The organism is Tenacibaculum geojense (genome assembly GCF_042676005.1).
GTDB lineage: Bacteria > Bacteroidota > Bacteroidia > Flavobacteriales > Flavobacteriaceae > Polaribacter > Polaribacter geojense.
This window is the reverse complement of the sequence record NZ_JBHTJR010000014.1, coordinates 213,428-227,993: the sequence shown is the minus strand read 5'-3', so window position 1 is coordinate 227,993 and position 14,566 is coordinate 213,428. Positions and strand designations below refer to the sequence as shown.

12 protein-coding genes are annotated in these 14,566 nt (G+C 29.8%); 10 read left to right on the top strand and 2 right to left on the bottom strand.

Going from position 1 to position 14,566, the window contains the following annotated elements; genetic code table 11:
- The first annotated feature begins 4 nt into the window (after positions 1–4).
- From ACFQ1U_RS01685 to ACFQ1U_RS01640, 10 genes are all read left to right on the top strand, one after another.
- Positions 5–868: an EamA family transporter gene (locus ACFQ1U_RS01685; RefSeq protein WP_386104650.1), complete on the top strand. Its 864-nt coding sequence runs from the start codon at positions 5–7 to the stop codon at positions 866–868.
- Positions 868–1,482 (top strand): IMPACT family protein, encoded by a 615-nt coding sequence (locus tag ACFQ1U_RS01680; protein ID WP_386104648.1) that lies wholly within the window; start codon positions 868–870, stop codon positions 1,480–1,482. Before ACFQ1U_RS01685 ends, ACFQ1U_RS01680 begins: the two co-directional genes overlap by 1 nt.
- Positions 1,483–1,549: 67 nt before the next feature.
- Entirely contained in the window at positions 1,550–2,458 is a 909-nt protein-coding gene (locus tag ACFQ1U_RS01675) for an alpha/beta hydrolase family protein (RefSeq protein WP_386104646.1), read from the top strand.
- A 66-nt stretch (positions 2,459–2,524) separates the two neighbouring features.
- Positions 2,525–2,893 (top strand): hypothetical protein, encoded by a 369-nt coding sequence (locus ACFQ1U_RS01670; RefSeq protein WP_386104644.1) that lies wholly within the window; start codon positions 2,525–2,527, stop codon positions 2,891–2,893.
- Positions 2,894–2,988: 95 nt separating this feature from the next.
- Positions 2,989–4,353, top strand: coding sequence for a TlpA family protein disulfide reductase (locus tag ACFQ1U_RS01665; RefSeq protein ID WP_386104642.1), 1,365 nt, complete (start codon positions 2,989–2,991; stop codon positions 4,351–4,353).
- A 174-nt stretch (positions 4,354–4,527) separates the two neighbouring features.
- Positions 4,528–6,297 carry a 30S ribosomal protein S1 gene (rpsA, locus tag ACFQ1U_RS01660; RefSeq protein ID WP_386104640.1) on the top strand — a complete coding sequence of 590 codons (1,770 nt, stop codon included), beginning with the start codon at positions 4,528–4,530 and terminating at the stop codon, positions 6,295–6,297.
- A gap of 101 nt (positions 6,298–6,398) precedes the next feature.
- Entirely contained in the window at positions 6,399–7,790 is a 1,392-nt protein-coding gene (gene glmM, locus ACFQ1U_RS01655; protein WP_386104638.1) for a phosphoglucosamine mutase, read from the top strand.
- A gap of 3 nt (positions 7,791–7,793) precedes the next feature.
- On the top strand, positions 7,794–9,266 hold the full coding sequence (locus tag ACFQ1U_RS01650) for an aminotransferase class V-fold PLP-dependent enzyme (RefSeq protein ID WP_386104636.1): 1,473 nt from the start codon (positions 7,794–7,796) through the stop codon (positions 9,264–9,266).
- 15 nt (positions 9,267–9,281) lie between these two features.
- Complete coding sequence (locus ACFQ1U_RS01645) at positions 9,282–10,349, top strand: M14 family zinc carboxypeptidase (protein ID WP_386104634.1); 1,068 nt, start codon at positions 9,282–9,284, stop codon at positions 10,347–10,349.
- A 75-nt stretch (positions 10,350–10,424) separates the two neighbouring features.
- Positions 10,425–10,904: an Lrp/AsnC family transcriptional regulator gene (locus ACFQ1U_RS01640; RefSeq protein WP_386104632.1), complete on the top strand. Its 480-nt coding sequence runs from the start codon at positions 10,425–10,427 to the stop codon at positions 10,902–10,904.
- Positions 10,905–10,938: 34 nt separating this feature from the next.
- Here the strand turns inward: ACFQ1U_RS01640 and ACFQ1U_RS01635 are convergent, their stop codons facing one another.
- A complete protein-coding gene (locus ACFQ1U_RS01635) occupies positions 10,939–11,634 on the bottom strand; it encodes an RluA family pseudouridine synthase (protein ID WP_386104630.1) in 696 nt (231 codons plus the stop codon).
- A 107-nt stretch (positions 11,635–11,741) separates the two neighbouring features.
- Positions 11,742–14,519, bottom strand: coding sequence for an alpha-amylase family glycosyl hydrolase (locus ACFQ1U_RS01630; protein ID WP_386104628.1), 2,778 nt, complete (start codon positions 14,517–14,519; stop codon positions 11,742–11,744).
- Positions 14,520–14,566: the final 47 nt, after the last annotated feature.

Below are 14,566 nucleotides of genomic sequence, written 5' to 3'. Positions count from 1 at the left end.
GGTAATGTTGTATTTAATACTTAGTATTTTAATTTCAAGTAGTCTTTTTGTAATTTTTAAGCTTTTTGATGTTTTTAAAATTAATACTTTACAGGCAATTGTTACTAATTATTTAGTTGCTTTTACTATTGGCTTTAGTTTGTCAGAATCATCAGTAGAGATTCAGCAAATACCAAGTCAGCCATGGTTTTTAGGTGCTGTTTTACTTGGTTTTTTATTTATTAGTGTTTTTAATGTTATGGCGTTAACAGCACAAAAAAATGGATTGTCAGTAGCGTCAGTTTCAGGTAAAATGTCTGTAGTTATTCCTATTATATTTGGTGTTTTTGCTTATAATGAAAGTTTAAATTTTGTAAAGGTTTTAGGAGTGTTATTGGCTTTGATAGCGGTTTATTTAACTTCTATGAAAGAAGTAAAACTTACAAATCAAAAGAGTTATTTATTATATCCAATACTTCTTTTTTTAGGTTCAGGAATAATTGATACTTCCATAAAGTATGTTGAAACCACCTTTGTACCTAATGGTGAAGTACCCATTTTTTCAGCATCGATTTTTTTAATTGCTTTTTGCATAGGTTTATGTATTGTTTTGTATGCTGTTTTAATTAAAAAGGAAACATTTGAGTTTAAAAACATAATTGGCGGTATTGTTTTAGGTATTCCTAATTACTTTTCAATTGCATTTTTATTAAAAGCGTTAAAAACTAAAGGTTTAGAGAGTTCAACATTATTTACTATTAATAATGTGAGTATTGTGTTATTAACGACACTTTTTGGACTAATAATTTTTAAAGAAAAACTACTTACTAAAAATTGGATTGGTATAGTAACCGCCATAGTAAGTATAATTATTGTAGCTTTGGCTTAATGAGTGAGATAAAAGATACCTATAAAACAATAACAAAAGCCTCCGAAGAAACGTTATTTAAAGATAGAAATAGTAAGTTTTTCGGTTATGCTTTTCCTGTTTTTTCTGAAGACGATGTTAAAGAAAAGTTAGAGCTTGTTAAAAAAATGCATCATACAGCTCGTCATCATTGTTATGCGTGGCAATTAGGAACCGAAAATATTAGGTTTAGAGCCAATGATGATGGTGAACCAAGTAATTCTGCTGGAATGCCAATTTACGGCCAAATACAGTCGTTTGATGTTACCAATGTTTTAATAGTTTCTGTACGTTATTTTGGTGGCACAAAATTAGGTGTTGGAGGATTAATAAATGCGTATAGAACTTCTGCTCAAATGGCATTAGAAGCGTCAGAAATTATAGAAAAAACTATCGATGTTCATTATCAATTGGTTTTTGAGTATGATATGATGAATAAGGTACAACGAATCATAAAAGAGAAAAACCTTGATATAATTTCACAGCAACTAGAAATGAATTGTCAATATGTTATTTCTGTAAGAAAAAGTGATGCAACTGATATTTTTTCAATTTTTGAAGCTCTTTTTAAAGTGGATGTTAAAGAACTGGAATAGAAACTTCTTGTAACAAAATTTTCACAATATCGTCTCAACTATATATTAAACTTATAATTGCGATGCTATGAAAATTAAAATTTTACTTATTACTATTTTAACATCTATCACACTTTTTGCTCAAAACGGAAAATTAGTTTCCAAAAAGCCTATTCAAGTTTCAAAAATACCCGTTATATGGAACAAAATCTCTGAAAATAATATCTTAAAAAAAGATTTTGAGCATCTAAATAATGTCAATTTTTATGAAATAACTTATAAAAGTGATGATAAACTTGTTAACGGAATTGTAGCTGAGCCAAGTAGAGAAGGTAAATTTCCTCTGATTATTTTTAATAGAGGAGGGAATAAAGAAATAGGAAGAAAAGCAAAAGTTAAAACATTATTTATAGCTTTAATGGCTACTTCAAAATTGGTTGATGAAGGTTATGTTGTGATAGCAAGTTGCTACCGAGAAGATGATGAATTTGGAGGAAAGGATGTTAATGATGTTTTGAGTTTAACAGAAACCGCTAAAGAAATTAATAAAGCAGATCCAGACAGAATAGGAATGTTTGGTTGGTCAAGAGGAGGAATGATGACATATTTAAGTTTAAAAGAATCAAATAAAATAAAAACAGCAGTAGTAGGAAACGGACCAACTAATCTATTTGAGCTGATAAAAGAAAGACCTAAAATGGAAACCATGGTTTGTGCAAAGTTAATTCCTGATTATAAAGAAAATAAGGAAGAGGAATTAAAAAAGCGATCAGTAATGTACTGGTATGATCAGCTTCATAAAAATAGTAGCTTATTAATTTTATCGGGAACAAAAGATAAAAGAGTAAATACAAATCAAGCAGACTGGATTGCAGAAAAGTTAGCGAAAATCAATTATAATTTTGAATTAAGAAAATTTGATACAAATCATAGTTTTTCAAATAAACAAAAAGAGTTGGAGAAATTATTATTAAACTGGTTTAGAGTTAATTTATAGATGGTTACAAGAAAATAAATTTAAAATCATTACTTTAGTTCACAACTAAAAACTTAAAAAATGAAAATGAAAAATTTATTAATTATTGCTTTTCTAGTTATTTCAGCTCAACTTTTTTCTCAAGCGGATATGAAACTTACCAAAGAGAACATTTGTAGAGGAGCTGCAGTAAGTGTAGTAGCTAATGTAAAACCGTTTATAGAAAACGGATTGCCAAAATCTGAAATCTTACAAATGGGTAAAAATTTAGTGAAAGAACCAATTAAAAACGCTCCAGAAAAAGCTTATAACTTATTAAAAGCTAATAAATCTAGAAATGAGGTTGTTGAAATCTTATATAAAGATTTTATGAAATTAGATGATAAAACTGTTTTTCAGTTTTTATTAAAACCAGATATGGATGATTTTGAAGATGAAGAATACGAAGAAGACTAAAAGAGTTTTTTATTGTGTTTAATAAATTGTAAATGTTAGGTTTAATTTAATTAAAATGTATATTAGCAATAATAATAACATTTTAATTAATTACTATGAAAAAAATACTTTTAGGCACTCTTACATTACTTGTTATTTCTTGTGCTTCAGAGCCTGTAAATTACACCTTATTATCGGGTAAAATAGAAAACCCAAACAGTAATACTTTATCTATAATCAACAGTTCAAATGAAAAAGTTAGAGAAATAGCAGTATCTGATTCTGGTGTTTTTAACGATACAATTTTTGATGCAAATGGATTGTATAGGTTTTATGATCAAAAAGAACAAGCAACTATTTATTTGCAAAACGGGTTTGACTTAAATTTAACTTTAAATACTGCTGAGTTTGACGAGTCAATTAGTTATACTGGTGAAGGAAGTGCTGAAAATAATTATTTAGTTCAAAAGTTTTTAAAGAATGAAAAAAATGGAGGTGTTTCTAACTTATACGCTTTGGATGAAGCAGAATACTTGAAACAAACACAGGCATTAAAAAAATCACAAGATAGTTTACTTCAAGCAGCTAAAATTGGTGACAAATTTAAAGAGCTAGAACAAGCGGCAATTAAATATTCATACATTTTTAATGTTATGCGTTATGAAGTGGCTCATAGGTATTTTACAAAAAATAAAGATTTTAAAGTTTCAGATTCATATCCAAATGTTTTAGAAAATTTAGATATGAATAATGAAGAGCTTTTTAAAACTATTCCAAATTACAAGGCTGTTGTAGGATTTAATTTGAGTTCTAAAGCGTCAGCAAACGCAAAAAGAGATAGTATTTCTTATGGATTAGCTTTTATTAATGAAGTAAATAGTGTTAATAATCAATTTATAAAAAACTCTTTAATTAAAAGCTTAGCCTTTGAAGTATCACCAATGAATCCAGATGCCGAGAAGCTTTATCAAGAGTTAATGAAAGTTTCTTCAGATGAAAAATTTAAAGAAACTATTACAAATAGCTATAATACCTTACAAAAACTAAAAAAAGGTAATAATTCTCCTATGTTTGAAAATTATGAAAACTATGCGGGAGGAGCAACTTCATTGTCAGATTTAAAAGGAAAATATACCTATATAGATGTTTGGGCAACTTGGTGTGGACCATGTAAAGTTGAAATACCTTACTTAAAACAAATAGAAGAAGACTATAAAGATAAAAATATCCAATTTGTTAGCATTTCAATAGATAAATTGAAAGATCGAGATTTATGGAAAAACATGATTAAAGAAAAAGAATTAGGTGGAATTCAATTATTAGCAGACAAAGATTGGCAGTCATCTTTTCTAAAAAGTTATGATATTAAAAGTATTCCTCGTTTTATTTTACTAGATCCTGAAGGGAAAATAGTTAGTGCAGCAGCACCAAGACCCTCAGATAAAAAATTAATAAATCTATTAAACGGATTAAATATTTAATCTAAAATACTGATATAAGCTAGTTTATTACAAAAATATTTTATAAATTTGCACGCCTTTTTACGAGAGCAGATTAAAAAAGGGCAATGTTTATATTTATAAAAGTATAATTTCTCTTTGCGTTAGTATCGTTAATAATCTGACTAATAATAAGATACAAAATAATTCTCAGACATGTCTGAAGAAACAAAAAAAGCAGCTGAGGCTGTTAACCCACAAGAATTTTTAGCAAACTTTAACTGGCACAAATACGAACAAGGTATAGAAGCTGTTGATGAGGCTAAATTAAAAGAATTTGAAACAGCGTTAGAAGGAACTGTAGGTTTCGTAAATGAGCGTGATGTTATTGAAGGTGAAGTAGTACGTATTACAGATCGCGATGCTATTATCGATATTAACTCTAAGTCAGAAGGAGTTATTTCGTTAAACGAGTTCCGTTATAACCCAAATTTAGCTGTGGGTGATAAAGTAGAGGTATTAGTTGACAAAAGAGAAGATGCTTCTGGTCAATTAGTATTATCTCACAAAAAAGCTCGTGTAATTAAAGCATGGGATAGAGTTAACAATGCACACGAAACTGGAGAAATCGTTAATGGTTTTGTTAAGTGTAGAACTCGTGGTGGTATGATCGTTGATGTATTTGGTATTGAAGCTTTCTTACCAGGTTCTCAAATCGATGTGAAGCCTATCCGTGATTACGATCAGTACGTAGAAAAAACTATGGAATTCAAAGTTGTTAAAATCAACCACGAATTTAAGAACGTAGTTGTATCTCATAAAGCATTAATTGAAGCTGATTTAGAAGATCAAAAACGTGAAATTATTGGTCAATTAGAAAAAGGACAAGTATTAGAAGGAGTTGTTAAAAATGTAACTTCTTATGGTGTATTTGTTGACTTAGGAGGTGTTGACGGATTAATTCACATTACTGATTTATCTTGGTCTCGTATCAACCACCCGAATGAAGTTGTTGAATTAGATCAAAAATTAAACGTAGTAATTTTAGACTTTGATGATAATAAGTCAAGAATCCAATTAGGTTTAAAACAATTATCAGCTCACCCATGGGAAGCATTAAACCCAGACTTAAAAGTTGGTGATAATGTAAAAGGTAAAGTTGTTGTTTTAGCTGATTATGGTGCGTTTGTAGAAGTAGAAGAAGGAGTTGAAGGATTAATTCACGTTTCTGAAATGTCTTGGTCTACTCACTTACGTTCTGCGCAAGATTTCGTTCAAATTGGAGACGAAGTAGAGGCTCAAATCTTAACATTAGATCGCGAAGAGCGTAAAATGTCTTTAGGTATGAAGCAATTACACCCAGATCCATGGACTGATATTACTTCTAAATACCCTGTAGGTTCTACGCATACTGGTACAGTTCGTAACTACACTAACTTTGGTGTATTCGTAGAATTAGAAGAAGGTATTGACGGATTAGTATACATTTCTGATTTATCTTGGACTAAGAAAATTAAGCACCCATCAGATTTCGTAACTGTAGGTGATAAGTTAGAAGTTCAAGTATTAGAATTAGACGTTGAAAACCGTAAGTTAAACTTAGGTCACAAGCAAACTCAAGATAACCCTTGGGATGCTCACGAAGCTACTTATGCTATTGGATCTAAGCACGAAGGAACTTTAACTTCTAAGAATGACAAAGGTGCTACTGTAACTTTTGCTGATGGTGTAGAAGCATTTGCTCCAACACGTTTCTTAGAAAAAGAAGAAGGTGGTAAATTAGCTAAAGGAGATACTGCAGAGTTTGTAGTAACTGAATTTAGTAAAGAATACCGTAGAATTGTTGCTTCTCATACTTCTATCTTTAGAGAAGAAGAAAAGAGAAACGTTGAAGCTGCTGCTAAAAAAGCTCAAGAAGTAGAAAAAACTACTTTAGGAGATATCGGTGGATTAGCTGAATTAAAGAAGAAAATGGAAGGAAAATAAAATTTCTAACCTATTCAAATAAATAAAACCGCTGCATTTGTAGCGGTTTTTTTTATGCATTTCAATCAGATGTTTATCTTTGTTGAAATAAGAAAAATTATATGACATTAATAAAATCTATCTCAGGTATTAGAGGAACTATAGGAGGAAAAGTAGGTGATAACTTAACTCCAATTGATGCTGTAAAATTTGCGGCAGCGTACGGAACTTTTATTAAAAAGAAAAATGCATCCAAAGATAAAATAACAATTGTTATTGGTAGAGATGCAAGAATCTCTGGTAAAATGATTAGCGGATTAGTTTCTGATACTCTTTTAGGTTTAGGTATTAATGTTTTAGATTTAGGGTTGTCAACAACTCCAACTGTAGAAGTTGCTGTACCTATAGAAAAAGCAGATGGTGGAATTATTTTAACAGCTTCACATAACCCTAAACAATGGAATGCTCTTAAATTATTAAATGAGAAAGGTGAATTTTTAAATGGTGCTGATGGTGAAGAAATTTTAAAGATAGCCGATAGTGATGCTTTTTCATTTGCTGAAGTAGATGATTTAGGAGTTTACAAAAAGAAAAAAAACTACATTAAAAAACATATTAAACAAGTTTTAAAGCTTGATTTAGTTGATGTAAAAGCTATTAAAAAAGCAAAATTTAAAGTAGTTGTAGATGGTGTAAATTCTACAGGAGGAATTGCAATCCCTGCTTTATTAAAAGAATTAGGAGTAAAATGTATAGAATTATACTGTGAGCCTAACGGACATTTTCCTCATAACCCAGAACCATTAAAAGAACATCTAACAGATATTTCTGATTTGGTAGTAAAAAAGAAAGCTGATTTTGGAATTGTAGTAGATCCAGATGTAGATCGTTTAGCTTTAATTTCTGAAGATGGTTCAATGTTTGGTGAAGAGTATACATTAGTTGCTTGTGCTGATTATGTATTAGGAAAAATGGGAGGAGGAAACACGGTTTCTAACTTATCATCATCAAGAGCATTGCGTGATGTTACTAAAAAGCATGGAGGTACATATACAGCGAGTGCTGTGGGAGAGGTGAATGTAGTACAAATGATGAAAGATACCAATACGGTAATAGGTGGAGAAGGTAATGGAGGTATTATTTACCCGGCTTCTCACTACGGAAGAGATTCATTAGTTGGTGTGGCTTTATTTTTATCGCATTTAGCACATAAGAAAATATCATGTAAAGAGTTAAGAGATAGTTACCCGAGTTATTTTATGAGTAAGAATAAAATTCAATTAACTCCTAAAATTGATGTTGATAAAATTTTAGAAACAATGGCATCAACATATAAAAATGAAGAAGTGAACACTATTGATGGTGTTAAAATTGATTTTGCAGATGAATGGGTTCATTTACGTAAATCTAACACAGAACCAATAATTAGAATTTATACAGAAGCTACAACTCAAGATAAAGCAGATGCATTAGCACAACGTTTTATTAAAGAGATAGAAGCAATTATAGCATAGGATATGAGCAGTACTTTAGAGCAACATTTTAATAAGTTTAGAAAGCATATTATTGGTATAGATCATGTTTTTACAACTCCTTATGGCGATAAAAAACTTACCTATACAGATTGGACAGCTAGTGGAAGACTTTATAGACCTATTGAAGAAAAGTTGATGAATGAATTTGGCCCCTATGTAGCCAATACGCATACAGAAACTTCAACAACAGGTGCTGCAATGACATTAGCTTATCATGAAGCTAGAAAAATAATTAAAAAGCACGTAAATGCTTCTCCAGATGATGTTCTAATTACTCAAGGCTCAGGAATGACAGGTGTTGTCAATAAATTTCAACGTATTTTAGGTTTAAAAGTTTCTGAAAATTTAAAAGATCATACTCAAGTTCCTGCTGAAAAAAAACCTATCGTTTTTGTTTCTCATATGGAGCATCATTCTAATCAAACTTCTTGGTATGAAACTATTGCAGATGTTGTAGTAGTTCCTTGTAACAATGAAGGTTTAATATGTTTAGAATCATTTGAAAAAACGATTCAAAAATATCAAGATAGACCAATAAAAATTGCCTCAGTAATTGGGGGGTCTAATGTTACTGGTATAAAAACGGATTACCATAAAATTGCAGCATTAATACACCGATATGGAGGTTTATGTTTTGTTGATTTTGCTTGTTCAGCACCTTATGTTGATATTAACATGCATCCAGAAAAAGAAGATGAGTATTTAGATGCTATTTTCTTTTCTCCTCATAAATTTTTAGGAGGGCCAGGTAGTTCAGGAGTATTAGTTTTTAATAAGAAACTATATAAAAACATGATTCCTGATAACCCTGGAGGAGGAACTGTAATGTATACAAACCCGTGGGGAGATCATGATTATATTGATGATATAGAAACTAGAGAAGATGGAGGTACTCCTGCTTTTTTACAAACAATTAAAATAGCTTTGTCTATACAAGTAAAAGAACAAATGGGTACACAAAACATAAAAAACCGTGAAAATGAAATCAACGCAATACTTTTCAATTGTTTAGAGAATTTAGAAGGCGTTCATGTTTTGGCTCCAAATCATAAAGATAGACTAAGCATTTTTTCTTTTTATTATGAAAAATATCATTTTAATTTAGTGGTAAAGCTTTTAAATGATCGTTTTGGTATTCAAACTAGAGGAGGTTGTTCTTGCGCTGGTACTTATGGTCATTTTTTATTAAATGTAGATAAAATTACTTCTAAAGCCATTGAAAGTAAAATTTTAGGAGGTTGCAACGTTGAAAAACCAGGTTGGGTTCGTTTATCTGTTCATCCAACTACAACGAATGATGAAATTACATTTATTTGTAATTCATTAAATGAATTAACTGACAATATCAAAGATTGGGCTCAAGATTATGAATATGATCCTATAAAAAATGATTATGTACATAAAACATCAGAACCTATAGAAAAAAAGTTAGTTGAAAATTGGTTTGCCATATAATTAGCCTAAATTTTTATGAAAATAATAGATGTAAAAACTCTAGAAAAGGTTTATTCTGAAATAAAAGAAAAAAGTATTCATGGTAAATGGATTACTTTAAAAGATATAGCTCCTTTATATGCTTCTTTAGCAGAGAATATTAAAGTTTCTTTATTAGGTGTATCTGAAGAAAAAAGAGAAATTTATAAATTAAGTGTTGGTTCAGGAGAAAAAAGAATTCTTATTTGGAGTCAAATGCATGGAAATGAAAGCACTGGTACCAAAGCAGTTTTTGACCTCTTAAATTATATCAAAACTTTTGGCAACAATCAGATAATAGAAACAATATTAAATAATTGTACCATTGTTATAGTTCCGATGTTAAATCCTGATGGCTCATTAGCTTACACACGAGTTAATGCTAAAGGAGTTGACTTAAATAGAGATGCTGTAGATTTAAAAGCAAAGGAAAGCAAATTATTACGTGATTTGTTAAATGAGTTTAACCCTCATTTTTGTTTCAATTTACATGATCAGCGAACTATTTTTGGTGTAGAAGGAACTACAAATCCTGCTACTATTTCTTTTTTAGCACCGTCAGAAGAAATTACACGAAAATTAACATCTGGAAGAATAGCTACCATGAATGTTATTATTGCTATGAATACTTTGTTACAACAAATAATTCCTGATCATATTGGCAGGTATACTGACGAGTTTTATCCAACAGCAACTGGAGATAATTTTCAAAAACTGGGTCACAATACAATTTTGATTGAAGCTGGTCATTATCCAAATGATTATGATAGGGAAGAGGTAAGAAAGTTTAACTTTTACGCACTTTTACAAGGACTATATCACATAGCAATTTCAAATGATTTCTCAGAATATCAAGATTACTTTAATATTCCGAATAATTCTAAGAATTTTTTTGATGTAATTCATAGAAATGAAGATGGAGTAGATATAGCATATCAATATGTAGATAAAATTATTGACAATCAGTTTACTTCAACATTAGTAAAGCAAGAAATAGCAGATTTGTCTAACCATATAGGACACACCGAAAACGTTTTCGTTAATAAAAAAATTAAGGATTCTTAAATTTTTAACACAAAATCAATACTACCAATCAATATTATTTATATTTTTGCATTATCTTGTGAATAAAATATAATAATGAAAAAGTTTGTACTAGATGAAATTGATCATCAAATCTTAGACATTTTAATAGAAAACGCTCGTACTCCATTTACTGATATAGCAAAAAAGTTATTAGTATCTGCAGGAACTATTCACGTACGTGTAAAGAAAATGGAAGATGAAGGTATAATCCAAGGTTCAACATTAACCTTAGATTATGAAAAAATGGGTTATTCTTTTATTGCACATGTTGGTGTGTATTTAGAAAAGACAAATATGACTCAGCATGTTATAGAAAATCTACGTTTAATACCAAATGTAACTGTTGCTTATGTTACTGCTGGTAAATACAATATTTTCTGTAAGGTACGTGCAAAAGATACTAATGATGCCAAAGAAATTATTTATCAAATTGATGATATTCCTGGTGTTAGTAGAACAGAAACTATGATATCTTTAGAAGAAAGTATCAACGATAAAAAACGTATGATGCACGCTATTTTTCAAGATTTATAAATAAAAAAACCTCACATTTGTGAGGTTTTTTTATTTATAGTACCCAATTAAACTTTTCTAATAGTTCCTTCCAGTTTTTTGGTAATTTAGACTTTAAATTCATTTGCTTATTAGTAAACGGATGTTTAAAATCTAAACTATAAGCATGTAAGAATAATGTATCCCAACCAAAATTAGTTTCATACATTACGTTATGGTTTTTGTCACCGTATTTTCCATCACCAATTAACGGATTGCTTATTTTATTCATATGTATTCTTAATTGATGTAACCTTCCAGTTTTAGGTGTTAATTGAACCAAACTGTACCTTGAAGTATCATACGGTTTTACAGGAATATCTAAAGTGATTTTATGTAAACACATTAAATGCGTTTCTGCCTCTTTATATACATTACTATCTCTACCTTTTACAGGAGAATTAATTATTTTTTCTTCAGGAGCATGCCCTCTAACTACTCCTAAATATTTTTTTTGAATTAAGTTATTGGTAAATAATTGTTGAAAACCATGCACATAATTAGTGTTTTTTGCCAACATGATAATTCCAGAAGTTCTTCTATCTAATCGATGTATTGGATAAAGCTTATCATTATATATTGTTTTTAATAATTGTAGTAGTGATTCCTCGTTAGCAACATTTCTTGAATGATGTGCATGATGAACAACAACATCATTAGGTTTGGATACACAAAGTATGTATTCGTCTTCAAAAATTATATTTTCTTTCACTTTAAACTATGTTTTACAACCGTAAAATTAGAGAAACTATTGTAAAAAGTAAGCGCCTTCAACATAAATATTGAAAGCGCTAATTAGTAAAACAAAGTTACATGAAACTATCTTACAAATAGTTTTTTTGAAAAGCTCTTATTTAAACTTTTACCTTTTATTATATAGATGCCTTTTGCTAAATTTTTAATATCAAAAGCATGATTTTTATCATAATGATTATTAAAAGTAATGACTTCTTTACCAGTAATATCATAAACTTTTAAATTAGAAACTTCATCTGTAAAATATAATAATCCACTAGCAGGGTTTGGATACATAACTAAATTAACGTTATTAAATACAAAGTCTTCATTTGATAATACTACTTGTGAATTAGCATAGATTTTAAATTCACCAGGTTGTAATGAAATTGTTTCGTTAGTATTTGTAACTTGAATAGATGAGTTATTATCTAGTAAATCATACCAAGTTCCTACAGCTTGAAAATCTGGATCTATACTTTGCGTAGTTATCCCAAAGTTTCCTATAATGGTAACATATTGTAAATCATCAGAAGTATCATCATTTGTTAAATGAATTGTTTTTAAACCATTAATATTATTTGCATTAATGATGAAATCTGAGGTTTTAAAAATACTTTCTTGTTTTTTTAAAGCAATTAATGTAGCCCAAATGTCATATACGGCTTTCCTATTAGGTTCATCAAAATAATTCCATCTTATAGGTTTGTTACCTGTTCTACCATTAAATTCAATACTTACATCGTATCCTAATTCACCAAATTGCCATATCATTTTAGGTCCAGGTATTGTAAAATAAAAAGCTCCTGCCGTATGTAATCTTTCTAACGCAGTAGCCAATTCTGTTGCATCATAGGAAGCATTACTATTACCAAATTCAATATTTTTAAACATTAAACGCTCCTCATCATGGCTTTCCATATAAGCAACATTTGAAGGATAAGTCCAGCCTCTGTTTTTATAATCAATCCATGAGAAATCTGATTTTCCATTTTCATGATATCCCATAGTAGCTTCGTTATAATTTCCATTTAAATTACTCCAAAGCATAATACCTTTACCTTCATCTAAACGGTAGTTAGCCCATTCCGTTTCTTCAGTATTACTACCTAAATGTTCAAAAATAACGTACGATGTATCATCTAATTCCCATTGATAATCAGCATATTCTTTTAAAATAGCTACGCGATCAGCTTGATAAGCTCCTGTACAACTTTCATCATTTTCTGTACAGTTTTGAGTAAAGCCCTTGGTTAAATCCCATCTAAAGCCATCAATCTTAAATTCGTTTATCCAATATTGAGCGGTTCTTTTAACATAGTCTTTAGTTGCTTGTTGACTATGATTAAAATCATTAAAAACATTGTAGGTATGTGTGGGAGTTTGGTTAAAAAACGGACTGTTTGCAGCTGCTTGACCACCATATCCACCATTGTCTGTATTCCACATTCTATAAAATGGATTTTGACCAGTAGCATGATTATAAACAACATCTAGTATTACAGCTATTCCACGCTTATGACATTCATCTATAAAGGTTTTAAAAGCTTCTTTAGTTCCATAATATTTGTCTAAAGCCATATGAAATGAAGGATTATATCCCCAAGACTCATTACCATCAAATTCAGAAACAGGTAATAATTCAATAGCATTAATACCAAGTTCCTCTAAATAATTTAAACGAGCAGTAATAGCATCAAAACTATGTAATTCATCAAAATCTCTAATTAATAATTCATAAATTACTAAATCCTTTTTATTAGGTTTTGTAAAATTTATAATTTCCCAATTAAAAGAAGTTTCTCCAGTTTTAAGCACAGTTACAGCATGGTTTGTGTTTCCTGTAGGATAATCTGGTAAATTAGGATATGTTGTATTGTTAATATATTGATCGTTACTTTCCGTTAAAATTAAGGTAGAATAAGGATCGGCAACACGAATTGAAGCATCAATTAAATATTGATATAAATGATTTTGTTGCGGAGTTAATCCAGTTAATTCAATCCAAAAGCGATCATTAGCAACATCTTTCTTCATCAAATACATATCATCAATTGTCCAGTTGTTGAAATCACCTATAACATGAACAAATTCTTTATTTGGAGCGTATAGCACAAGGGTAGCTTTTGTAGCATCATTTTCATCAAAATTGATTCCATCTAGCAACCCTGTTGGCAATGATTCTTCAGTAACTATTGGTCTTACTACTATCTGAAACTCTTCGGACAATGTATTTGTACCATCGTTAGCTTGTAGTGTATAATTAGTTGTTTCGCTAGGATTTACTGTAAAACTATAATTGTTGCTGTTAGAGACTGTATGAACAGATGAGCCGTTAGCTAATAGATTAAAATCAGCATTTATGGTTGAAGTAGCAGTTATGTTAACGTTTTCGTTAGCATTTATAATTGTAACGTTGTTTGTTGGAGATGTTAAATTAAGTTGAAATACCCCAACCTCAAAAATTTGATCTTGAGTTTTTTTATCTCCGGAACCATCTTTAGCTTTCACTAACATACCAATACTTCCTATACCTGTTCTATTATAAAAAGTAGTAGGAGTGAAGGTAAATGAGTATGTTCCGTTACCGTTATTAGTTAGTTTTTGGGCTTCGTTTGAATTAGTCCAACTACCATTTGTTGGAGAATCCATTGTATTAGCATCATTAATATCAAAAGACCATGCCCATAAATATAAATCGGTAACTCCCCATGTAGAAGGATTAATATTACTTACTGTAATTGTAATTTCATCATCTTCATTAAAAGTACTTGGATTTACTTCAAATGTTGCATTTTGTTGTTGTGCAAAAAGAATATTACTACATATAAGAGATACTATTAAAAGTATAATTTTTTTCATGATTTATTTTATTAAAAAACAAAAGCTACCCATTACAATTAATATTG

Bases quoted from the DNA above. Each gene is read 5' to 3' on its own strand.
- ACFQ1U_RS01640 (WP_386104632.1), top strand. From the start codon at position 10,425: ATGAAAAAGTTTGTACTAGATGAAATTGATCATCAAATCTTAGACATT.
- ACFQ1U_RS01630 (WP_386104628.1), bottom strand. From the start codon at position 14,519: ATGAAAAAAATTATACTTTTAATAGTATCTCTTATATGTAGTAATATT.
- ACFQ1U_RS01665 (WP_386104642.1), top strand. From the start codon at position 2,989: ATGAAAAAAATACTTTTAGGCACTCTTACATTACTTGTTATTTCTTGT.
- rpsA (WP_386104640.1), top strand. From the start codon at position 4,528: ATGTCTGAAGAAACAAAAAAAGCAGCTGAGGCTGTTAACCCACAAGAA.
- glmM (WP_386104638.1), top strand. From the start codon at position 6,399: ATGACATTAATAAAATCTATCTCAGGTATTAGAGGAACTATAGGAGGA.
- ACFQ1U_RS01680 (WP_386104648.1), top strand. From the start codon at position 868: ATGAGTGAGATAAAAGATACCTATAAAACAATAACAAAAGCCTCCGAA.
- ACFQ1U_RS01685 (WP_386104650.1), top strand. From the start codon at position 5: ATGTTGTATTTAATACTTAGTATTTTAATTTCAAGTAGTCTTTTTGTA.
- ACFQ1U_RS01670 (WP_386104644.1), top strand. From the start codon at position 2,525: ATGAAAAATTTATTAATTATTGCTTTTCTAGTTATTTCAGCTCAACTT.
- ACFQ1U_RS01645 (WP_386104634.1), top strand. From the start codon at position 9,282: ATGAAAATAATAGATGTAAAAACTCTAGAAAAGGTTTATTCTGAAATA.
- ACFQ1U_RS01675 (WP_386104646.1), top strand. From the start codon at position 1,550: ATGAAAATTAAAATTTTACTTATTACTATTTTAACATCTATCACACTT.
- ACFQ1U_RS01650 (WP_386104636.1), top strand. From the start codon at position 7,794: ATGAGCAGTACTTTAGAGCAACATTTTAATAAGTTTAGAAAGCATATT.